Here is a 21833-nt window from a genome sequence, read left to right as displayed (position 1 = left end):
GAGTAGGGACGAAGGTCCGTACGCCGGTGAGATCCGGGTCTCAGTGCACGGGGACGGTCACGAAGCGCGACGTCACGTGCAGGTCCGCCGCGATGCGCTCCGCGGTCGCGGTGAGCTCCGCCGCCCACTCGGCGTCGTCCCCGCGCCCCTGGTGCGCGGTGACGTCGAGCGCGGACACCACGCGGCCCGCCCGGTCCCGCACCGGCACGGCGACCGAGCGCAGCCCGGCCTCGGGCCCGTCGGCGACGGCGAGCTCCCCGCCGTCCCGCAGCAGCAGCCCGGCGGCCGTGTCCGCGGCGGGCAGCCGGGAGCCGACGCCGATGTCGACGCTCATGACGCGGCGCGGCGTCACCCGCGCGGTGCACCGCACGGCCGCGCCGTCCGGCACCGACAGGCCGACGGACTCGCCGAGCCGCTTCGACAGGGCCGCGAGGTGCGGTGCGGCGATGCGGGGGAGCGTGGTGCGGGACAGCGGCGCGCAGCCGAGGGCGAGGACGCGGGGCGTGAGGCGGTAGGCGCGGTCCTGGTGGGTGACGTAGCCGAGGTGTTCGTAGGTGATGAGGGCGCGGCGGGCCGTTGCACGGGCCAGGCCTGTGGCCTCGGCGATTTCGGTGAGCGTGAGGGCGGGGTGGGCGGCGTTGAAGGCTGTCAGCACGGTGAGGCCTCTGGCCAGCGACTGGATTGTTGCGGGTGACGTGTCCTCGGTCGCGGGGCTCTGCCCCGGGCCCCGCTGCTCAATCGCCGCAGGGGCTTGAATGTGTGGCTGATTTGCCAGCGCTGCTTCCATCTCGCGTACGGACTCTTTCAACGCTCCCCGAACCGCACCGGGCAGTTCCTTCGCCGTATGCCGGCTCGTGTGGCTGACCACGCTCAGGGCGCACACCACCGAACCGTCCGGGCCCCGCACGGGGACCGCCACCGCGACCAGGCCCGGTTCCACGAGCTGGTCGTCCACGGCCAGGGGAAGGTCGTCCCGGAACACCAGCCCCGGCGCGCACCCCTCCATCGGCAGCGCGTCTCCCACCCGGAAGCTGATGGACAGGGCGCGCCTGCGCAGCACCTGGTGGACGAAGCGGATGTCGGTGCCGTCGGGGACCGCGAGGGAGACGGATTCGTCGAGCTCGTCGGCCAGCGCGTCGGCGAGGGGGCCGAGGAGGCCCGGCACCCGCAGCGCGTCCAGGCAGGCGTTGGCGACGGCCATCAGGGGCGGGGCGAGCGCGGCGTCACGCCCGTCGAGGCGTACGAAGCCCAGGTGGGCGAGGGTCGCGCAGATCCGGTCGACCGTGGAGCGGGCCAGGCCCGTGGCCCGGGCGAGGTCGGCGAGCGCGAGCGTGCCGTCCCCCTGCTCGGCGGCCGTGAGGCACCGCAGCACGTCGAGGCCGCGCATCAGCGGGGCGACGGCCTCGGCGGGCGGCTGCGGGGTCACGGTCGTCGACGGCATGGTCGGCACGGTCGGCACTTCGAGCACGGGGCCACGGTAGGCGACCTCGGCGACCGCATGGACGACACGGGCGACTATCGGCCGAGCAGTTCGATGATCCGGTCGAGGGTGGCCGGGGCCAGATGCCGGCGCAGCGCCTCGACCACATCGTCCGGGGTGCCCCGGCTGTCGATCTTGATTACGCCGTAATCGCGGCCGCGCTTCTCCTTGCGGGCGGCCGGGACGGTCGCGGCGGCGTCCGGCTCGCCGGGGAGCACCTGCTCGTCCTTCGGGAGACGGGCGATCCGGCGGGCGTCCTCGATGGAGACGCGGCCGTCGGCGAGCGCCTCCTGGATGTCCTCGCGCAGCTTCATCAGCGACAGGCGCTGCGAGATGAAGCCCTGCGTCTTGCCGATCCGGGCGGCGACCTGGCGCTGCGAGTAGCCGTAGGAGGTGATCAGGCCCTGGATGGCCTGCGCCTGCTCCAGTTCCGTGAGGTCGTCGCGCTGCACGTTCTCGATCAGCGCGTCCTCGTCGGAGCGCGTCGCATCGTCCCTGACCAGGACCGGAACCTCGTCGAGGCCCGCCATCCTGGCCGCCGCGAGCCGCCGGTGGCCGTGCAGGACGACGTACGGGGCCTCGCCCACGGCCTCCTTGTGGTGCGGGCGCGCGGCGAGGAAGACGGCGGCGGAGACGACGCCGAGGGCCTGGAGGACGCCGCGTTCGCGGACCGTCTCGGCGAGGCCGTCGAGGTCGCGCAGCTCGTGGCGCGGGTTGTCCGGGTTCTCGGTGAGGTCGCCGATCGGGACCGTGAGCGGCTTGGTGTCGGGGCGTCTGCGCTGGGCCGGCGCCGCGGCCGAATCCTTCTCCGCGGCCTCCTTCTCGGCCGACAGCAGCGAGGAGAGATCGGTACGACGGCCCATCAGACGTTCACCTTCTTGCCGGCGGCGGAGCGGCCGGAGGTCTTCTTCGTACGGGTGGACTTCTTGCTGCGCGCCGGCGCCGGGATCGCCGCGAGGCCGACCTCCAGGGCGAGCCGGAAGAAGTCCTCCCGGGCCTGCAGGGCGACCCGGTTGGCGCCGTACTGCGTGACGACGAGGCCGTCCGCGCTGGCCCGCGTGTGCAGCTTGTAGTGGCGTACGACGGTGCGCGCGAGCGGCCAGTCCTGCGCCTCGACGAACTTGCGGGTCTGCGCCAGATCGGCCTTCCCGTCGCGCGGGTCCCAGTTGTTGATGACCACGCGGAAGGGCAGCCCGCGCGGCTTCACGACGCGCTCCACGGTGCGCTGCGTGGGCTGGAAGCCGAGCGGCTCCGGCTCGATGGGGACGATGACGTCGGTGGCGTTGGAGAGCACCGCGCGCAGGGCGTCGGCGGCGGCGCCCTTGCCGAGCGGGTCGTCGCCGTCGTCGTCCGCGAGGTCGAGCCAGCCCGGGGTGTCGACGAAGACGTGCTCGGCGGACGGGATCCGGGAGAGCGCGGCGAGCCCGGAGAGGTCGTCGTGGGCCTGCACGAAGTCGAAGGGGAGGCCGTCGCCGACCCGCTCCGACCACCACACGGCCGAGCCCTGCGGGTCGATGGAGACGGCGACGACGGGCGGGCGTTCGGCGTCGGGGGCGCCCGCGCCGAGCACGTCGGCGGTGACGGCCGCGAGGTTCACGGCGAGCGTGGACTTTCCCACGCCGCCCTTCTGATTGAGGATCACGTGTACGTGTGCCACGAAAACTCCCTAACTCCATGAACCGGAACATCCGGCGCATTTGGGGCGGTTGTCCGTGGTCACTCTGGCAGCGTGGGCGCCGCGGGGCGGGGTGTACACGCCGGGGAGCGCAGGCCGCGCAGCAGCAGGGGCGTCCCGAGCAGCAGCACTCCGGCGAGCGCGAGCGCCCCGCGCGTACCAATCAGTGCCGCGAACGCGCCCCACGTCAGCGTCAGTACGGCCGTCACGGCGCGCTGGGTGACCGTCCACGCGGACAGCACCCGCGCCACCCGGTCGTCGTCCGTCAGGCGCAGCCGCTCGGCCGCCATGACCGGGGCGAAGACGGCGCTGCACGTGATGAGGCCGAACTCCACGAGGACCACGACGAGCATCCCCGTGACACCCGGCCCCACGAACGCGAGGCCGATCGGCCAGCACGCCCGGGCCGTCCCGCTGACGAGGAGCACCCGCCGCTCCCCGTACCGCCTCACCAGCGGCCCGGTGAGCCGGGAGCCGGCGAGGCCGCCCAGGCACGGGACCCCGAACACCAGGCCGTACTGCCAGGGCGTCAGGCCCAGGTCGTCGAGGAGCAGCACCGCCATGAGCGGGGCGCCCACCATGATCAGGGCGTTCACCACGGTGTTGTTGAGGAACAGGGCGCGCAGCCGGGGACGCCCCCACAGGTGCCGCCAGCCCTCGGCGATGTCGGCGGCGCTGAACCGGCCGCCGTTCGCACCGCGCGCCGGGGTCGGCTCGGGGGCGCGGATCGCGCGCACGCCGACCGCCGACAGGACGTAGCTCACCGCGTCCAGGAGGACCGTCGTGAGCGGCCCGAACGCGCCGATGAGCGCGCCGCCGAGCGGCGGTCCGACGGCCGTGGCGGTCCACTGCGTCGACTCGAAGCGGGCGTTGGCCGCCAGCAGGCCCTCGTCCGGCACGAGCGCCTTGAGGTGGGCGCCGCTCGCCGCCCGGAACACGATGTCGGCGGCGGCCACCACCACGGAGACCAGGACGAGTTGGGCGAAGGTGAGCGCGTCGAGGACGTACGCGAGCGGCAGCGTGAGCAGGGCCGCGCAGCGCACCAGGTCCGCGAGGACCATCACCGGCCGCTTGCGCCGGAACTCGATCCACGGCCCGAGCGGCACCGCGAGCAGCGCGCCGACCGCGAGCCCGGCCGCCGCCAGGAACGACACCTTCGCGGCGCTGCTGTGCAGCACCAGGACGGCGATCAGCTGGAACGCGTCGAGCGCCAGCCACGAGCCGGCGGTGCTCACCGCGAAGGCGGCCCACAGCCACCCGAAATCCCGTCCGAGCCGCACGCCGCGTCCTCCCCGTCTCCGCCCACTGACCGGGAGATACAAGCCCCGGACGGCGCGCCGCGGCAAACAACCGGCACCCGCATCCGTACAACCAATGGTTGTATGGGCACCGTGCACCCCGTGGACCTCCAGAACGTACGCACCTTCGTCGCCGTCGCCGACGAGGGCCAGATCCAGATCGCCGCGGCCGAGCTCGGCATCACCCAGCAGGCCGCCTCCAAGCGCGTCGCCGCCCTGGAGCGGGAGCTCGGCGCGCGCCTGTTCACCCGCACCCCGCGCGGCGCCCGGCTCACCCTCGACGGCGAGACCTTCCTGCCGCACGCGCGGGAGCTGCTCGCGACCGCCGAGCGCGCCGCCGACTCCGTGCGCGGCGGCCGGCGCCCGCTGCGCGTCGACGTGCTCGGCGCCAACGTGATCACCAACGGCGTCGTGCAGGACTTCCACCAGGCCCACCCGCACCTCCCGCTCGACGTCGTCGCCCTCGGCCAAGGCGGCCCCGCCGCGCTCGCGTCCGTACGGGAAGGGGGCGTCGACGCCGCGTTCTGGACGCGCGCCGTGCCCCCGGACCGGCTGCCGCGCGAGGTGCGCAGCGCCCGCGTCATCGACGAGCCGGCCATCCTCGTCACCGGCGCGGCGCACCCCCTGGCGGACCGGGCCGAGGTCACCCCGGCCGAGCTGGCCGGGCACCGGATCTGGATGCCCGGCATGGCCAAGGGCAGCGAATGGGCCGCGTACTACGAGGAGTTGGAGCGCGCCTTCGGCCTCACCATCGACGTCGGCGGCACCACCTTCGGCGGCGGCCACCTGCTGCGGACGGTCGCGGCGGCGGACGACGTGGCGACCATCATGGGCACCCGCACCCCGCTCACCAGGCCCGCCGACATCGAGCTCCGCTTCATCCCCGTACGCCGTCCCACTCCGCTCTACCCGCTGTCGCTGCTGTGGCGGGACGACAACCGGCACCCCGGTCTCGCGGCGCTGCGGGCGTATCTGACGGACCGGTACGAGCGGCCGGAGGGAGCCGACTTCTGGACACCGGCCTGGGCGCGCTGACGGCGGCGGCGGTAGCCCACACGGCTGGCCACCACATGCGTGAGGCGGCGGGGGCCCGCAGGCTCGGAGCATGCGCATCCGTACACCGCTCGTCGCCGCCACCGTCGCCAGCCTCCTGCTCCTGACCGCCTGCGGGGACGACAGCAAGCCGGACCCCATGCGGAAGGACCAGTGGGCCCTCGACGCGATGAAACTTCCGGACGCCTGGGACACGTCGAAGGGCGACGACACGGTGATCGCCGTCGTCGACTCCGGCGTCGCCACCGACCATCCCGACCTCAAGGGCAGGCTCGTCGACGGCCACGACTTCGTCGACGGCGACGACGACCCCAAGGATCTCAACGGCCACGGCACGCACGTCTCCGGCATCGCCGCCGCCCACACCGACAACGGCGTCGGCGTCGCGGGCGGCGCGCCCGGCGCCAAGATCATGCCGGTGCGGGTGCTCGGCGCGAACGGCTCGGGATCCAACGGCAACATCACCAAGGGCATCGTCTGGGCCGCCGACCACGGCGCCGACGTCATCAACCTCTCGCTCGGCGAGGGCGTCCTGATGACGAAGCTGCTCCAGGGCGGCATCCTCAACCAGGCCATCCAGCACGCCCACGACAAGGGCGCGGTGGTCGTCGCCGCGGCGGGCAACGACGGCGCGGACACCCAGCCGTACAAGGTGCAGACGCCGGTCCTGGTCGTCGGCGCGAGCACCGAGAAGGGCACGGCGGCCGACTTCTCCAACTTCGGCGCGGAGCAGGCCGTCTCGGCCCCGGGCGAGGACATCCTCTCGACGCTGCCGACGTACACGACGAAGGAGACCCTGAAGGACACGTCCGGCTACGGGAAGCTCTCCGGCACGTCGATGGCGGCGCCCTACGTCTCCGCGCTCGCGGCGCTCCTGCACCACCAGGGGCTCGACCCCGACGAGATCATCTCCACGATCCGGGACACGGCCGTCAACCCGAAGAAGAACGACAAGCTGGGCCTCGGCATCGTGGACGCGGAGGCGGCGGTGAAGAAGGCGGACAAGGACTCGTAATTAGTCGGAGTCGGTCTTGCTCGCGCTCTCGTCCTGGCCGTTCCCGTTCCCATTGCGCCGGCGCATCTGGCGCATCCGGAACGCCGCGGCCAGGACGATGAGCCCGACGCCCGCCGCCACCACGGCGATCGCCCCGGACGACACCGACGTCACGTCGACCTCGAAGGTCATCTCCTCGCCCCACGGCTTGCCGTCGCTCGTCGTGTAGAGCTGGGCCGTCAGATGCGCCTTGCCGTTGGCCTTCGCGGTGACGTCGATCTGGGAGGTGTGGCTCGCCGAGCCCTCGGCCGACACGGAGATCTCGTCGTCGTTGACCTTGAGGCGCTCGGAGTCGCTCGACGTGACGCGCAGTTCGAGCCCGGAGACCTCCTGCTGCAGCGCGTTGTCGACCGTGACCGGGATCGAGGCGTCGCCCGACGTGACGGTGACGGTGGTCTTCGGCACCAGGCGCAGCGACGTCACCGACGTCGCCAGGAAGTCCGTCGTACGGTCCTGGAACGTCTGTTGTGCCGAGTCCTCCTCGACCCGCCAGGCCGTGGCCAGGGCGCGGGCCATCGCCGCGTGCACGGACTCCGTGGTGTCCTTCGGGTCGGCGAGCACCTTGCTGAGGGTCGCGAGCCGGTCCAGATCGCCCGCGGCGTCGGTCAGCTGCTCTCTGCTCAACTCGCTGTCGCGCAGCCGCGAGGGGTACGCGGACGGGGACCCGGCCTTCCCCTTCACCGGGTCGTCGTCGGCCGCGCGCAGGTCCTGGAGGTCGAGCCAGCCGTCATCGGTGCCGGAGTCGATGGCCGCACCGAGCGCGTCCGCCGCCGTGCCCGACAGATTGCGGGGCGGTACGAGGACGGGGCGGGCGTTCGCCTTCACGAGCGCGGTGATGTGCTCGACGGTGGCCTTCCCCGCGGTGTCGGGGCTCGCGGAGGCGCTCGGGCTCGGGGACGACGTGGAGTCGCCGGGCGAGGGGGAGGGCGAGGGCGATGCGGAAGCGGTGGGTTCGGGCGCCCGGTCCTTGAGGCGGCCGAGCGCGGCCGTGAGGTCGGCCTCGTAGGGCAGCGCCGTCATCGCGTCGTCGCCGCTGCCCAAGGTCACCGGTTCGGTGTCCGCGGGCGTGAGCCCCTGGCCCGAGGCGAGGACCCGCGTCACACCCAACTTGGCGCCGAGCGAGGTCACGTCGGAGTCGAGCGCGCCGTCGGCGGGCCAGCCGAGCCCGGAGCGGGTCTTGGCGTCGAGGATCCGGTCGACCCGCTTCTTCGCGTCGGCCGCGAGCCCGGACACGACCTCCGTGAGGTCGTCGGTGTCCGTGCCGGGGTGGTGGGCCAGAGAGGCGAGGTCCGTGTCGGCGTAGGGGAGGAGCCAGACCTCGCGGCCCTTCACGGCCTCCCTCAGCGCACTGAGCCAGGCGCGGGCCGCGCTCTGCCCCGTGCCCTCGGTGGTGTCCTGCGGGGAGGCGGAGTCGGCGTTCTTCGCGACGCGGTAGCCGGTCGACATCTCCTGCGCGGCGATCACCACGTCCGGGTCGAGCGCCCAGCTGACGTCGCGGCCCTTGCCCGCCTCGACGACCTCGCGCAGCCGGCCGCCGGGCGCGAACAGGCCGGCGAGCGAGTCGTCGTCGAAGACGGGCTTCGCGTTCGGGCCCGAGCCGAGGGCGGCGGCCGTCATGTGCGGGGTCGTGGTCACCGGCCAGACGACGGCGGTCGGCGCGGGGTCCTCCGCGGCGGTGGCCTCCGGCGTGGTGCCGGGGAGGGCCGTGGCCCCGACCACCATGGCGGTCAGGGCCCAGGCCCGTGCCGTCCCGTATCCCGCCATGTCGTCCTGCCTCCCGCTGGTGCCGATCGCTCTGAGGTAACACGGTGGGGGTGTCGGGGGCGGGGACCGTACCGGCTTGCGGCGCGTCGCTCACGCCTCGGGGCGCTGCCCCGGACCCCGCTGCTCAATCGGCGCAGTGGCTTGAAATGCCCCATCACCAAGGTCTCGAATGTCCCGTCCATCACAGGGCTCAAAAGTCTCGTCGTTGTCGCCCGATAGAGTCGGGCCGACGTTGACGTTCTTGACGCCCCCCACCTGAGGTAATCGGCCGTGACTCCCCCCGACCCCGCCATACCGGCCGTGACCGTCGTCGGAATCGGCGCGGACGGCTGGCCGGGACTGCCGGAGGCGTCCCGCGAGGTCCTCCGTACCGCGGACGTGGTCGTCGGCGGGCCCCGCCAGCTCGACCTGCTCCCGCCGGAGTGCGCGGGCGAACGCGTCCCCTGGCCCTCCCCGCTGCGGCCCGCCGTGCCCGGCCTCCTGGCGCGCCACGCGGGGCGTCGCGTCGCCGTCCTGGCCAGCGGGGACCCGATGTTCTACGGGATCGGCCGCACGCTCGTCGAAACCGTCGGCGCCGCCGCGCTGCACGTCCTGCCGCACCCGTCCTCCGTGTCGTACGCCTGCGCGCGCCTCGGGTGGTCCGTCGAGGAGACCGAGGTGGTCACGCTGGTGGGCCGCCCGGCCGACCGGCTCGCCGCCGCGCTGCACCACGGCCGCCGCGTCCTCGTCCTCTCGGCGGGCGCGGACACCCCCGCCGAGGTCGCGAAGCTGCTGACGGACCGGGGCTTCGGGCCGAGCCGCCTGACGGTCCTCGAACGCCTCGGCGCCGAGGAGGAGTCGTCGTACGAGGGGGTGGCCGAGGCCTGGACGCACGCCCCCGGTGACCCGCTGAACGTCATCGCCGTCGACTGCCGCCGCGCCCCCGACGCCCTGCGCCTCGGCGCGGCGCCGGGCCTGCCCGACGCCGCGTACGAGAACGACGGCCAGCTCACCAAGCGCCACGTGCGCGCCGCGACCCTCGCCGCGCTCGCCCCCGCGCCCGGCGAGCTGCTGTGGGACATCGGCGGCGGCTCCGGCTCGATCGGCATCGAGTGGCTGCGCACGCACCCGTCCTGCCGCGCGTACGCCGTGGAGCGCGACGGGGAACGCGCCGCCCGCATCGGCCGGAACGCGGCGCGGCTCGGGGTGCCGGGCCTGACCGTCGTGACCGGACCGGCCCCGGCAGCCCTCGCCGAACTCCCTTCCCCCGAAGCCGTGTTCATCGGTGGCGGCCTCACGGCCCCCGGACTGCTGGACGCTTGCTGGGCGGCGCTCGCGCCGGGCGGCCGCCTGGTGGCCAACACGGTCACCCTCGAATCCGAGGCGCTCCTCGCCGGCTGGTACCGGAGCCACGGCGGCGAACTGGTGAAGCTGTCCGTCGCGCACGCGGTGCCGGTCGGCGGCTTCACGGGGTGGCGGCAGGCGATGCCGGTCACGCAATGGTCCGTAACGAAGACAGAGGTAGGACAGGCATGACGGTCTATTTCATCGGGGCGGGCCCCGGCGCCGCCGACCTGATCACGGTCCGCGGCGCGCGCACGCTCGCGGACTGCCAGGTGTGCCTGTACGCGGGTTCGCTGGTCCCGGCCGAACTCCTCGCCGAATGCCCGCCGGACGCGCGGCTGATCGACACGGCCAACCTCGACCTCGACGCCATCGAGCGGGAGTTCGCGGCGGCCCACGAGGCCGGTCACGACGTGGCCCGGCTGCACTCCGGGGACCCGTCGGTGTTCTCCGCGGTGGCCGAGCAGATGCGGCGCCTGGACGCGCTCGGCATTCCGTACGAGGTGGTGCCCGGGGTGCCGGCGTTCGCGGCGGCGGCAGCGGCGCTGAAGCGCGAGCTGACGGTGCCCACGGTCGGCCAGACGGTCATCCTGACCCGGATCGCCCAGCAGGCCACGCCGATGCCTGCCGGCGAGGACTTGGCGACGCTCGGGGCGAGCGGGGCGCTGCTCGTCCTGCACCTGGGCGCGCGGTACGTGGACCGGATCGTCGACGACCTGCTCCCGCACTACGGCGCGGACTGCCCTGCGGCGGTCGTCGCCTACGCCAGCCGCGAGAACGAACTGGTGCTGCGCGGCACCCTCGCCGACATCGCGGACCAGGTGAAGGGGTCGGGCGTGCTGCGCACGGCCGTCATCATCGTGGGCCGCACGCTGGGCGCCTCCCAGTTCCGGGACAGCCACCTGTACTCGACGGAGCGCGACCGCGACTGCTCAGAGGTGTGACTCGGTCAGAGGCGCAGCCCGGGGGCGTATCGGGCGTTCAAAACCGGTCAAGATTGCCAAGGGGCCGTTTGGTGGAGGAATTCCCTCCGCTGTGCGATACATGATTATTTAGTCCGTTTCGCGAAGTGGACGCGCGACCGGCGCTCTTCCGGAAATGGTCTGGACCGAGGTCGTTGACGTGCCCTTTCGTGTGCACGGCGGCCTCGCCGGGGTGATCGCCGAGCGCCGGGCAGCCGGTTTCCGGCCACGGGGAAAGTGGATCTCGCTACCGGGGTGCCGGGGGAGTTAGGTTTCGGGCCGAGCCGCGGCGGTCGAAGCGATTCGAAGCGGTCGAACGTACCCAACTTCCCTTTTCCTTCGGTCAGTTGGAGACCGGACCGCGACCGCTGTCGGCTGCTTGTTTCGCGCATTCCAGACACCCTGAAAGGAAGTCCATGCGCCTCAGAAACCTGGCCGTCGCCTCGGCGGTCGCCCTGGCCGGCGTCGGTACGGCCCTCAGCACGTCCGGTACGGCCATGGCGGCGGAGTCCTGCACCAGCGGCTACGCCTGCCTGTACTACAACAGCAACTACTCCGGCGCCTTCTACCGGCAGTACTTCAACATCGCCAACTACTCGGGCTACTACTTCAGCGCGAGTGCCTCGGGCAGTGCGGGCGCCGGTCTCCCGGTCAAGAACAACACCGCCTCCGTCGACAACTGGGACTTCTACAACGGAATCCGCATCTACTACAACAGCAACTACACGGGTGTGTCCCAGTCGATCCCGGCCGGTGGTGCGGCGAACCTGAACACGTCGCTGAAGAACGACAACGCGTCGGGCAAGTTCTACTAGGCCGACCGCTCCGAGCGAGCTGAGCCAAGTCGAGCACATCGAGCAAGAGGTGCGCTGCCCAATGCAGCTGGGCAGCGCACCTCCGCGGCCGGAAGTCTAGCGAGTCCCCTCTTCGTCGAACCTCAAACAGGTCAAGGACGTTCACCATCATGCGCACCAGCAGCCTCCGCCTTCCCCTGGCCCTGCTCGGAGCGACGGTCGCCGTCGCGGTGCTGGCCGGATGCAGCGACGACGCGGACGGATCGGCGAACGCCTCGTCCGAGGGCGGCACGGGCACTCCCAAGGTCGCCTCCGTGCCGAAGCTGACGTCGGTCACGGACAAGTCGCTGCCCATCGACGCGTATCTGATGAGTGACGACCAGCTCGACAAGATGCAGCAGGCCGAGTTCACGCTGCGCGAGAGGTGCATGGAGCGTTTCGGCATCGCGTACCGGGTGCCCGCGGCGGAGCAGGCGTTCCGCCCGAAGAGCCGTACGCAGTTCCGGTACGGCGTGACGGACGCCGACGCCGTCGCCACCCACGGGTACAAGCCGGCCGGTTCGGAGAAGACGGCACGGCGGACCAAGCCGCAAGAGCTGAGCCGGACCGCCAACATGGTGCTGACCGGCACCGACGACCCGAACGTGAAGCCCGGGTCCAGCGCCGCGAAGGGCGGTCAGGACTACCAGGGCAAGAAGGTCCCCGCCGGTGGCTGCATCGGGGAGGCGCGGGCGAAGCTCGGCGCTTCCGGGGAGCAGTCCTACGGCGGCGACGCGACCGCCACCAAGGTCAACACCAACAGCTGGGCCAAGTCCTACGAGGACGAACGCGTCCGCGCCGTCTTCGCGAAGTGGTCGGCCTGCATGAAGAAGCAGGGCTACAGCTACGCCGACCCGATGAAGGCCGGGGACGACCCCGAATGGCAGAAGGCGGCCGTCGCCACCGCCAAGGAGCGCCGGGTCGCGGCGGCGGACGTCGCCTGCAAGGTCGAGAACAACGTCGTCGGGACCTGGTACACCGTCGAGGTCGCCTACCAGAACCAGATGATCGAGCAGGACGCGCAGGCCCTCGCAGAGGCGAAGAAGGCCAAGGAGAAGCAGCTCAAGCTGATGGCCGAGGTCTCGTAACGCCGGGGCGCTCCCGAGGCGTCAAGCAGTCGAAGAGCTCGTCCGGCCTGGAGAGGTGCCGTGTCCCAACCAGCACAACACGTAGGCCAGTTGACACCCGAGGAACCCCTCGCCACCGCGGACCGGGGCCTGTCGCGGAAGCGGAAGTGGGTGGCGGTCGTGGCCGCGGCGGCGGTGCTGCTGACCGGGGCCGGGATCGCCGCCTCGTTCGTCGTGAAGTCCCCTGCGCAGGCCGCGGCGGACGCGAAGGCGCCGGCCGAGGCCGTACTGACTGCTCCGGTGGAGAAGCGGGTGCTGAAGGACTCCGTGATCCTGCGGGGCACGGTGGTGGCCGGGCAGACCGTCGACGTGGCACCGGCAGGCGGCGGCACGGAGGGCACGACCGGTTCCGTGGTCACCAAGGCGCCCAGGCCGGTGGGCACGCGGGTCCGGGCGGGGCAGGTCCTGACCGAGATATCCGGCCGCCCGGTGTTCGCCCTCAAGGGCAGGGTGCCGGTCTACCGCGACCTCAAGCCGGGCTCCAAGGGCGCCGACGTGGCCCAACTCCAGCGCGCGCTCGCGGGGTTGGGGCACGCGACCGGAAGCGACGGCTCGGGGACGTTCGGGGCGGGGACCAAGAGCGCCCTCGCCGCGTTCTACGCGTCGATCGGCTACAGCCCGGTGTCCGCGCAGAGCGACGGCGCCGCGACGGTGCAGGCCGCGCAGGACGCCGTCACCACGGCCGACCGCGCGTGGGAGGACGCCAAGGACGCCCGGGACGAGCACGCCGACGACGAGACCCGCAAGGCCGTGGACCGGGCCGCGGAGGATCTCCAGCTGGCGCGCGACAGGCTGGAGCGCGCGCAGGTGGCGGCGGGGCCGATGCTGCCCGCATCGGAGGTCGTGTATCTGTCCGGCTTCCCCGCCCGCGTCGACAGCGTGAACGCGGTGCTCGGCTCGACGGCCACCGGCAAGGTGATGACGGTCTCCGCGGGCCGCCTCGCCGTCGACGGCTACCTCCAGGAGTCCCAGAAGGGCCTGGTCAGGGCCGGGCAGAAGGTGGAGATCCGCTCGGAGGCGACGGGGTTCACGACGAGCGCGTCGGTCCGCTCGGTGGCGGACACCATGGCCGCCGCGCAGGACGGTGCCGCGGGGCAGGGGGCCGACGCTGGTTCCGGCGAAGGCGCCGGTGCCGGATCGGGTTCGGGTTCCGGCGGCGACAGCGCGGCGCAGGGCTATCTGATGGTGGTCACCCCGGACAAGGCGCTGCCCGGCGACACGGTGGGGCAGGACGTCCGGCTGACCGTCGAGGCGGCGTCCACGAAGGGCGAGGCCCTGGTGGTGCCGGTGACGGCGGTCTCCTCGGCCGGCGACGGCAGCACCGTGGTGACGGTCCGTCAAAAAGGTGGTGCGCAGCGCCGGGTGGAGGTGCGCACGGGCACGTCGGGAGACGGATTCGTGGCGGTGACCCCGGCCGCCGGCGCACGGCTCGCCGAGGGCGACGAGGTGGTCACGGGAGTGAAGTCGGCCGCCACCGGGGCCGGGCGATGACGCCCGCCGGGCGGTCCGGCGCCCCCGTCATCGAGTTCCGTCAGGTGGGTCTCACCTACCCGGGCCCGCCGCCGGTACCGGCCTTCAGGCCCTGCGACATCCGTATCGAGGAGGGCGAGTTCGTCACGGTGATCGGCCCGTCCGGCTCCGGGAAGTCGACCTTCCTGAACATCGTGGGACTGCTCGACGCCCCCACCGAGGGCACGTACCTGCTCGACGGCATCGACATCGGCACGCTCAGGGACGGCGACCGCACCGCGCTGCGCGGCCGCCGCATCGGGTTCGTCTTCCAGTCCTTCCATCTGCTGCCGCACCGCAGCGCGTCCGAGAACGTCCTGCTCGCCATGGTCTACAACGGCACGCCGCGCGCCGAGCGCGCGGACCGCGCCCGGCAGGCACTGGAGCGGGTCGGCCTCGGACACCGCGTCGACTCCCTGCCCACCCGGCTGTCCGGCGGGGAACGCCAGCGCGTCGCGATCGCCCGCGCCCTGGTCTCCCGCCCCTCGCTGCTGCTCTGCGACGAGCCGACCGGCAACCTGGACAGCAGGAACGCGGAATCGGTCCTCGGCCTCCTCGAAGAGCTGCACGGAGCGGGGATGACGGTCCTGGTCATCACCCACGACCCCACCGTCGCCGCGCGGGGCGCCCGCACGGTCGCCATCCGCGACGGGGTCCTCCACGAGCAGGTGGCCGCCACGTGAACCACCGCAGACGGCGCGGACCCTCCGTACGGTGGCCGTGGCGCCGCTCGGGCGGACGCCGCGGCTCGGGTCCCGTCGCCCCCTCCGTCCTCGCCCCGCGCGACCTGCTGGGCGAGTCCGTCGCCGGCATGTTGCAGCGGCCCGCGCGCTCGGCGCTCACCGCGCTCGGCACGGTCCTCGGGGTGGGCACCTTCGTGGCGATCCTCGGCCTCACCGCCACCACGTCCTCCCAGATCGACGCGCGCTTCAACATCCTGACCGCGACCGAGGTCGACATCGAGGACATCGGCATCGAGCAGAACGAGTTCGTCCGCCTCGCGTTCCCGGGCGACTCCGACGCCCGCGTCGAGCGGCTGCCCGGCGTCGAACACGCGGGTGTCTACTGGACGGTCGACACCCGCGGCACCGACGCGACGATCCGCTCCTCGCCGGTCGGCGACGCCGCGTCGGGCGAACGCGCGGACATCGTCGCCGCCTCTCCCGGCGTCATCGAGGCGGCGGTCCCGCACGTGGCGCAGGGCCGGGTGTATGACGCCTACGCGGAGCGCACGGCGCAGCCCGTCGTCATGATCGGCGCCGGGATGGCCTCGCGGCTCGGCATCACGACGCTCGAGACGCACCCCGCGATCTTCATCGGCGACCAGCCGTTCACCGTGGTCGGCATCATCGACGACGTGAAGCGCAAGGCCGATCTGCTGCTTTCGGTCGTCGTCCCCCGTTCCACCGCGGTGAAGCTGTGGGGCGAACCCGGCGCGGGCGGCGCGAAGATGCTCATCGCCACGGAGATCGGCGCCGCGCAGCAGGTGGCGAAGGTGGCGCCGACCGCGCTGCGCCCCGACCACCCCGAGTACTTCAAGGCCGAGCCGCCACCGGACCCCAAGACGCTGCGTTCCCATGTGACCTCGGACCTTCAGCAGCTCTTCCTCCTGCTCGCCGCGATCTGCCTGGTCATCGGGGCCGTCGGCATCGCCAACACCACCCTGGTCGCCGTCCTCGAACGGACCGGTGAGATCGGGCTGCGGCGGGCGCTCGGTGCGCGGGGCGGCCACATCACGCTCCAATTCCTCGCCGAATCAGGGGCGTTGGGCGCGCTCGGCGGGCTGATCGGCACCAGTCTCGGCACCCTGACGGTGGTGGGTGTCGCCGTCGCGCGCGACTGGACGCCCGTGGTCCATCCGACGACGGTGGCGGCGGCCCCCGTCATCGGTCTGGTCACCGGCCTCGTGGCCGGTCTCTACCCGGCGTGGCGGGCCTCCCGCATCCAGCCGGCGGAGGCGTTGCGCCGCTAGTTCGGGCGGGCGCGTAACGCGACGGCAGGCCCGCGGCGTCATGACTGATGTGGGAGCGGACGCGCTGTCGGGAGAGGGAGACCCATGGGTGGATCAGCTCGTAGGGATGCGGAGATCGAGTCCTTCATGCGAGCCGTGAGCCCGCGCCTCTTCCGGTCCGCCCTTCTCGTCTGCGGCGACTGGCATCTGGCCGAGGACCTGGTGCAGACGACCCTGGGCAAGGTCTTCGTGTCCTGGGGGAGGGTCCGCAAGGCGGACAGTCCACAGGCGTACGTGCGCACGATGCTGATGCGCACCTACCTCTCGCATGTCCGGCTGCATCGGACGTACGAGAAGCCCGTGGACCGGATGCCGGACAACCCGTCCGCCTCCCACGATCCCGCCCTGCGGATCGCCCTGGCCGGGGCCCTGGCGCAGCTGACGCCGAAGGACCGGGCCGTGGTCGTGCTGCGCTACTGGGAGGACCGCAGCGTCGCCCAGGCGGCGGCTGACCTGGGGATGAGCGCGGGCAGCGTGCGGATCCGCAGCATGCGTGCGCTGGCGCAGCTCCGCGCGTCGCTGGGCGGCGAGTACGACGCTCTCGTCAGTCACTGATCACCGATCACTGAGGGGAAGGGACCGATCGGCCATGAACTCGCCGATGAACTCACCCATGAACTCACCCATGAACGGGGAAGAGCAGGAGTTCGCGCCCCGCGTGGGGCGGCTCCTTGAGACGTACGGCCGTGAACTCCCGCCCCCCGGAACGGACTTGGTGGCGGGCGGACTGGCCAGGGGGCGACGGATGAGGCGGCGCAGGCGGGCCCTGTGGGCCTCCGCGGGACTGACCGTCGCGGTGGGGCTCACCGCGGGGGCGCTGACGGGCGTGATCCTGCCGGGCGGCGGCGACGGAACGTCCGTGGCCCGGGGCTCCGACCCGGTCGTCACCCTCCCCGACTTCTCGCCGGCCGCCGCGCGGATCTCCGCGCCCGCCGGAAAGGAGGCCCTCACCGGGAAGGCGTCCGTGGCCGTCCTCGAGTCGCTGCTGCCCGGTGACCCCGCCACCGGCGGCTACCAGTGGTGGGACGGTCCGGCGGGCAAGGAGCGGGCAGCGAACGCGGGCGGGCGGCTGCTCGTCACCGGCGAGGGCGGCGGGACGGAGGTGACGGTGAGCGTGGAGGGCGGCTTCCAGCTCGTCACGGTCGACGCGCTGACCAAGGACGCCGCGCGCAAGAACGCGGAAAGCGGGACCGGGACCGGGAAACAGGACAAGAGCGGCGCCACCGCCCCGGACAAGTCGGCGGCGGCGAAGGAGGCGTCGAGGGGCTCGAAGGAGGCATCGGGGGACTCGGGGAAGGGCAAGGCACTCCACCCGGTCACCAAGGCTCAGCTCCGGACCTTCTACTCCTGCGAGGCCCGCCGGGAGAGCGGGGTGCGGCAGACGTCCTGCGACGTACGCAACCTCGCGGACGGCTCGGTGCGGATCAGTTACGAGGAGAGGTCGGGGAAGCTGGTCCGGCGCACCAGCGACGTGCTCCGCAAGGACGGCACCCGCGTCGTCGTCACCGCTTCCAACAGCGCGGACAGCAAGCACGGCCCGGCGGTCGCGGCGGCCCCGCCGCTCAGCGCCGCGCAGGTGGCGACCGTCGCCGCGAGCACGAAGTGGCAGCCGTGGGTGGACCCGTCCGTGAACGAGGACGCTCAGAGCCCGTCGTGACCGGCGGCGTCGCTGCGCCCCACCACGTTCCCCGCCCGGTCGATGCAGATGACGTCCACCGCGACCGGGGCGCCGCGCAGCACCGCGAGGGCCTCGTCGCGGGCCGTCGCCGCCACCAGGTCGCCCAGCGGGACGCCCACCGCCGTGCACAGTTGGAGGGCGGCGAGGCCGGTGTTGGCCTCGGCGATCTCCTGGGCGAGGGCCTCCGACGCACCGCCCCGGCGCGCCAGGTCCGCCAGGAAGGCCTTGTCGACCTGCGACCGCCCCGAGTGCAGATCCAGATGGCCCGCCGCCAGCTTGGACAGCTTGGCGAAGCCGCCGCAGATGGTCAGCCGGTCGACCGGATGGCGGCGGATGTACTTCAGGACCGCGCCCGCGAAATCGCCCATGTCGAGCAACGCGTCCTCGGGCAGCCCGTGTTCACGCACGACCGTCTTCTCGGACGTCGAGCCGGTGCAGCCCGCGACATGCGTACGCCCCGCGGCCCGCGCCACGTCCACGCCGCGCCGGATCGAGTCGATCCACGCCGAGCACGAGTACGGCACGACGATCCCCGTCGTGCCGAGCACCGACAGACCGCCGAGGATCCCGAGCCGCGGGTTCCAGGTCGAGCGGGCGATCTCCTCGCCGTGGTCGATGGAGAGGGTGACCTCCACGTCGCCGGGGGCCCCGTGCGCGGCCGCGACCTCCGCGATGTGCGTGCGGATCATCTCGCGCGGCACCGGATTGACGGCGGGCTCGCCGACCGGCAGCGGAAGCCCGGGCCGGGTGACCGTGCCGACGCCGGGACCGGCCTTGAACACCACTCCCTCGCCGGGCGGGAGGCGCCGCACAGTGGACCGTACGAGCGCGCCGTGCGTGACGTCCGGGTCGTCGCCCGCGTCCTTGACCACGCCCGCCGTCGCGGACTCCCCGTCGTGGGACTCGACGGCCAGGGCGAACGACGGCGTCTGGCCCCTCGGCAGCGTGATCGTCACGGGGTCGGGGAACGCGCCGGTCAGCAGCGCCGTGTACGCGGCCGTGGTCGCGGCGGTCGCGCAGGCACCGGTCGTCCAGCCGGGCCGCAGGCCGGTGTGCTTGAGTTGGGCCCCGCGCCCACCCTTCGCCGCTGTCTCACCGCTCATGGAGTTCCCCGATGCCGCACGTGTTGATTCTCGGCGGGACGACCGAGGCCCGGGGCCTGGCCGAGGCCCTGCACCCGCGGGTCCGCGTGACCAGCTCGCTCGCGGGGCGCGTCGCGGCGCCCCGGCTGCCGGCCGGTGAGGTGCGGATCGGTGGGTTCGGCGGAGCCGAAGGGATGGCGGACTGGATCCGCGAGCACGCGGTGTCTGCGGTCATCGATGCCACCCATCCCTTCGCCGAGACGATCAGTTTCAACGCGGCGCGGGCCGCCGCCACCGCCCATGTTCCCCTGCTCGCGCTGCGCCGGCCCGGCTGGGTGCCGGGTGCGGGCGACGACTGGCGGGAGGTCGGCTCCCTCGCGGAGGCCGCGGAGGCGGTACGGGGGGCGGGCCGGGTCTTCCTCACGACCGGCCGGATGGGCCTCGCCGCGTTCTCCCACGTCGACGACGCGCACTTCCTCGTACGGTCCGTGGACGCGCCGGAGCCGCCGTTCCCGCCGCGAATGGAGGTCCTGCTCGACCGGGGCCCGTTCACGCTGCCCGGCGAACGCGCCGTCCTCGCGGACCACGCCATCGACATCCTGGTGACCAAGGACAGCGGCGGCGCCGCGACCTCCCCGAAACTGGTCGCCGCACGCGAGGCATCCATCCCGGTGGTCGTGGTCCGCCGCCCCCCGGTCCCCGAGGGGGTCCCGGTGGCCAAGACCGTGGCCGAGGCCACCGAGTGGGCAGAATCAAGCCTCTGCGGCGATTGAGCAGCGGGGTCCGGGGCGGAGCCCCGTGGGCGTCACACGGTGTCGGGTTCCGGGTAGCGGCGTGGGGTCCACGTCACCGTGCGGCCGTCCGCACGGACGACCGCCTGGGTCTGGGACGAGCCGACGATCAGAAGCGTACGCATGTCGACGACCTCCGGATCCAGGTCCGCGAGCCGCACGACCCGGACCGACTCCTCCGGCCCGCCCACGTCCCGGGCGAGAACGACCGGCGTGTCCGGCAGGCGCAGTTCGAGGAGCAGCTCCCGTGCCTTGCCCACCTGCCACGTACGGCTGCGCGAACCGGGGTTGTAGAGGGCGAGCACCAGATCCGCCGCGGCAGCGGTCCGCAAGCGCTCCGCGATGACCTCCCACGGCTTGAGCCGGTCCGAGAGGGAGATCGTGGCGTAGTCGTGGCCGAGGGGCGCGCCCGCCTTCGCCGCGGCGGCGTTCGCCGCGGTCACCCCGGGCAGGACCCGCACCGGAATCCCCGCGTACCGCTCCTCCGACGCGACCTCGAGCACCGCCGTGGCCATCGCGAAGACCCCGGGGTCGCCCCCGGAGACCACCGCGACCCGGTGCCCGCGCCGCGCCAGGTCGAGCGCGAACTCGGCGCGCTCGGACTCGACCTTGTTGTCCGAACCGTGCCGCACCTGACCGGGACGCTGCGGCACGCGCGCGAGGTACGTCGTGTAGCCGACGAGGACGTCGGCGTTCGCCAGCGCCCCGCGCGACTCGGGCGTCAGCCAGGGCGCGCCCGCGGGACCCGTGCCGACGACCGCGACCTCGCCGCGCGCCGGGTCGGGGTCCGTGACCGGCTCCGCGTCGATCCGGGAGGGCAGCACGGCGACGGAGAAGTACGGCACGGAGGACGGGTCGATGTCGGCGAGCGCGCCCGTCCGCTCACCCTCCATGAAGGCCCGCTCGACATACCGGGCGTCGTCGAGGCGGCCCGAACTCTCGATCGCCGCCCGCACCTTGGTGAACGTACGCCCCAGCTTCATGACCACAGCGGAGTCCGCCGCGGCGATCCGCGCGGACAGCTCGTCCTCCGGCAGCGTGCCGGGTATGACGGTCAGCGTCTCCTTGTCCTCGCACAGCGGCTGCCCGAGCCGCGCGGCGGCGGCGCTGATGGACGTGACACCGGGGATGACGGTCGTCTCGAAGCGGTCGGCGAGCCGCTTGTGCATGTGCTGGTACGAGCCGTAGAACATCGGGTCGCCCTCGGCGAGCACGGCGACCGTGCGCCCGGCGTAGAGGTGCGCGGCGAGGGTGGCGGCCGCCTCCTCGTAGAAGTCGTCGAGCGCGCCCCGGTAGCCGCCGGGGTGGTCGGTCGTCTCGACGGTGAGCGGGTACATCAGCCGCTCCTCGATCTGCGTCTCGCGGATGTGCTCCGCGGCGATCGAGCGGGCGATGGAACGCCCGTGGCGCGCGCAGTGGTACGCGATGACGTCGGCGGAGGCGATCGCCTTCACGGCCGCGACCGTCATCAGATTCGGATCGCCGGGCCCGAGCCCGACGCCGTACAGCTTGCCCTGCTGGGAAGGGGAGTCGTTCATGCCCGGTCCTCCATGATCTCCGCCTCGGTCGCGAGGGCGTTCAGCGCGGCGGCGGTCATGGCGCTGCCGCCACGCCGGCCGCGTACGACGAGGTGTTCGAGGCCGAGTTCGTTCACGGCCAGGGCCTCCTTGGACTCGGCGGCTCCGACGAAGCCGACGGGTATGCCGAGCACGGCGGCGGGCTTCGGCGCGCCCTTCGCGATCATTTCCAGGAGGTGGAAGAGCGCGGTGGGCGCGTTGCCGATGGCGACGACGGCGCCGTCGAGGCGGTCGCGCCACAGTTCGAGGGCGGCGGCGCTGCGGGTGGTGCCCAACTCGCGGGCGAGGTCCGGGACTTCGGGCTCGCGCAGCGTGCAGATCACGTCGTTGTCGGCGGGGAGACGCTTGCGGGTGACGCCGCTCGCGACCATGTGGGCGTCGCACAGGATGGGCGCCCCGGCACGCAGCGCGGCCCGCGCGTTCGCCACGACGCCGGTCGACCAGCCGATGTCCTGTACGAGATCCACCTGGCCGCAGGCGTGGATCATGCGGACCGCCACCTGGGCGACGTCGGCGGGCAGCGCCGCGAGTCCGTCCGCGGCTTCCGCGCGGATCGTGGCAAAGGACTCGCGGTAGATCGCCGCGCCGTCCTTCTCGTAGTCGAACACGGTTGCTC

General features: G+C 72.9%; 20 protein-coding genes. 12 read left to right on the top strand and 8 right to left on the bottom strand.

The annotated features are described in order from the left end of the window. Positions 1–40: 40 nt before the first annotated feature. From ACZ7L4_RS30815 to ACZ7L4_RS30800, 4 genes are all read right to left on the bottom strand, one after another. Positions 41–1441, bottom strand: a complete 1401-nt coding sequence (locus tag ACZ7L4_RS30815) for an IclR family transcriptional regulator domain-containing protein (RefSeq protein ID WP_472108150.1) — start codon at positions 1439–1441, stop codon at positions 41–43. 74 nt (positions 1442–1515) lie between these two features. Continuing rightward, positions 1516–2343, bottom strand: coding sequence for a ParB/RepB/Spo0J family partition protein (locus tag ACZ7L4_RS30810; protein ID WP_472107756.1), 828 nt, complete (start codon positions 2341–2343; stop codon positions 1516–1518). Further along, on the bottom strand, positions 2343–3137 hold the full coding sequence (locus ACZ7L4_RS30805; protein ID WP_472107754.1) for a nucleotide-binding protein: 795 nt from the start codon (positions 3135–3137) through the stop codon (positions 2343–2345). The genes ACZ7L4_RS30810 and ACZ7L4_RS30805 overlap by 1 nt, the downstream gene beginning before the upstream one ends. Before the next feature lie 59 nt (positions 3138–3196). Then, a complete protein-coding gene (locus ACZ7L4_RS30800; RefSeq protein ID WP_472107753.1) occupies positions 3197–4435 on the bottom strand; it encodes an MFS transporter in 1239 nt (412 codons plus the stop codon). Between the two features lie 102 nt (positions 4436–4537). On the opposite strand from ACZ7L4_RS30800, the gene ACZ7L4_RS30795 reads away from it, so the two are divergent. Beyond that, on the top strand, positions 4538–5488 hold the full coding sequence (locus tag ACZ7L4_RS30795) for a LysR family transcriptional regulator (RefSeq protein WP_472107752.1): 951 nt from the start codon (positions 4538–4540) through the stop codon (positions 5486–5488). Between the two features lie 70 nt (positions 5489–5558). Further along, positions 5559–6521 carry a S8 family peptidase gene (locus ACZ7L4_RS30790; RefSeq protein WP_472107751.1) on the top strand — a complete coding sequence of 321 codons (963 nt, stop codon included), beginning with the start codon at positions 5559–5561 and terminating at the stop codon, positions 6519–6521. Here ACZ7L4_RS30790 and ACZ7L4_RS30785 read toward each other — a convergent pair whose 3' ends face one another. After that, a complete protein-coding gene (locus ACZ7L4_RS30785; RefSeq protein WP_472107749.1) occupies positions 6522–8324 on the bottom strand; it encodes a DUF6049 family protein in 1803 nt (600 codons plus the stop codon). It lies immediately after the preceding gene. Positions 8325–8594: 270 nt separating this feature from the next. Here ACZ7L4_RS30785 and cbiE point away from each other — a divergent pair, with 270 nt between their 5' ends. The 9 genes from cbiE to ACZ7L4_RS30740 all read left to right on the top strand — a co-directional run bounded on the left by cbiE (position 8595) and on the right by ACZ7L4_RS30740 (position 17746). Next, positions 8595–9839 carry a precorrin-6y C5,15-methyltransferase (decarboxylating) subunit CbiE gene (gene cbiE / locus ACZ7L4_RS30780; protein ID WP_472107748.1) on the top strand — a complete coding sequence of 415 codons (1245 nt, stop codon included), beginning with the start codon at positions 8595–8597 and terminating at the stop codon, positions 9837–9839. Then, positions 9836–10591 (top strand): precorrin-4 C(11)-methyltransferase, encoded by a 756-nt coding sequence (gene cobM / locus ACZ7L4_RS30775; protein ID WP_472107746.1) that lies wholly within the window; start codon positions 9836–9838, stop codon positions 10589–10591. The genes cbiE and cobM overlap by 4 nt, the downstream gene beginning before the upstream one ends. A 434-nt stretch (positions 10592–11025) precedes the next feature. Next, positions 11026–11424 (top strand): hypothetical protein, encoded by a 399-nt coding sequence (locus tag ACZ7L4_RS30770; protein WP_472107745.1) that lies wholly within the window; start codon positions 11026–11028, stop codon positions 11422–11424. A gap of 149 nt (positions 11425–11573) precedes the next feature. Further along, the gene (locus ACZ7L4_RS30765; RefSeq protein WP_472107743.1) at positions 11574–12530 is read left to right on the top strand and encodes a hypothetical protein; all 957 of its coding nucleotides are present in this window, start codon (positions 11574–11576) and stop codon (positions 12528–12530) included. Positions 12531–12590: 60 nt separating this feature from the next. Further along, positions 12591–14060: an efflux RND transporter periplasmic adaptor subunit gene (locus ACZ7L4_RS30760; RefSeq protein ID WP_472107741.1), complete on the top strand. Its 1470-nt coding sequence runs from the start codon at positions 12591–12593 to the stop codon at positions 14058–14060. Continuing rightward, positions 14057–14761 (top strand): ABC transporter ATP-binding protein, encoded by a 705-nt coding sequence (locus ACZ7L4_RS30755; RefSeq protein ID WP_472107739.1) that lies wholly within the window; start codon positions 14057–14059, stop codon positions 14759–14761. The genes ACZ7L4_RS30760 and ACZ7L4_RS30755 overlap by 4 nt, the downstream gene beginning before the upstream one ends. Then, positions 14758–16050, top strand: a complete 1293-nt coding sequence (locus ACZ7L4_RS30750) for an ABC transporter permease (RefSeq protein WP_472107737.1) — start codon at positions 14758–14760, stop codon at positions 16048–16050. Before ACZ7L4_RS30755 ends, ACZ7L4_RS30750 begins: the two co-directional genes overlap by 4 nt. Positions 16051–16134: 84 nt before the next feature. Then, complete coding sequence (locus ACZ7L4_RS30745; protein ID WP_472107735.1) at positions 16135–16644, top strand: SigE family RNA polymerase sigma factor; 510 nt, start codon at positions 16135–16137, stop codon at positions 16642–16644. Positions 16645–16702: 58 nt separating this feature from the next. Continuing rightward, positions 16703–17746 (top strand): hypothetical protein, encoded by a 1044-nt coding sequence (locus tag ACZ7L4_RS30740; protein WP_472107733.1) that lies wholly within the window; start codon positions 16703–16705, stop codon positions 17744–17746. Here ACZ7L4_RS30740 and ACZ7L4_RS30735 read toward each other — a convergent pair. Beyond that, a complete protein-coding gene (locus tag ACZ7L4_RS30735) occupies positions 17731–18870 on the bottom strand; it encodes a cobalt-precorrin-5B (C(1))-methyltransferase (RefSeq protein WP_472107731.1) in 1140 nt (379 codons plus the stop codon). The two genes, ACZ7L4_RS30740 and ACZ7L4_RS30735, sit on opposite strands and share 16 nt — an antisense overlap. An 11-nt stretch (positions 18871–18881) precedes the next feature. On the opposite strand from ACZ7L4_RS30735, the gene ACZ7L4_RS30730 reads away from it, so the two are divergent. Continuing rightward, a complete protein-coding gene (locus ACZ7L4_RS30730) occupies positions 18882–19622 on the top strand; it encodes a cobalt-precorrin-6A reductase (protein ID WP_472107729.1) in 741 nt (246 codons plus the stop codon). Between the two features lie 32 nt (positions 19623–19654). Here ACZ7L4_RS30730 and cobJ read toward each other — a convergent pair whose 3' ends face one another. Beyond that, entirely contained in the window at positions 19655–21178 is a 1524-nt protein-coding gene (gene cobJ, locus ACZ7L4_RS30725; protein WP_472107728.1) for a precorrin-3B C(17)-methyltransferase, read from the bottom strand. Then, on the bottom strand, positions 21175–21825 hold the full coding sequence (locus tag ACZ7L4_RS30720) for a precorrin-8X methylmutase (protein ID WP_472107726.1): 651 nt from the start codon (positions 21823–21825) through the stop codon (positions 21175–21177). The genes cobJ and ACZ7L4_RS30720 overlap by 4 nt, the downstream gene beginning before the upstream one ends. Positions 21826–21833: the final 8 nt, after the last annotated feature.

This window comes from Streptomyces sp. NPDC107575 (genome assembly GCF_055657265.1).
The sequence above is the reverse complement of the archived record's forward strand: the minus strand, read 5'-3'. Positions and strand labels throughout refer to the sequence as shown.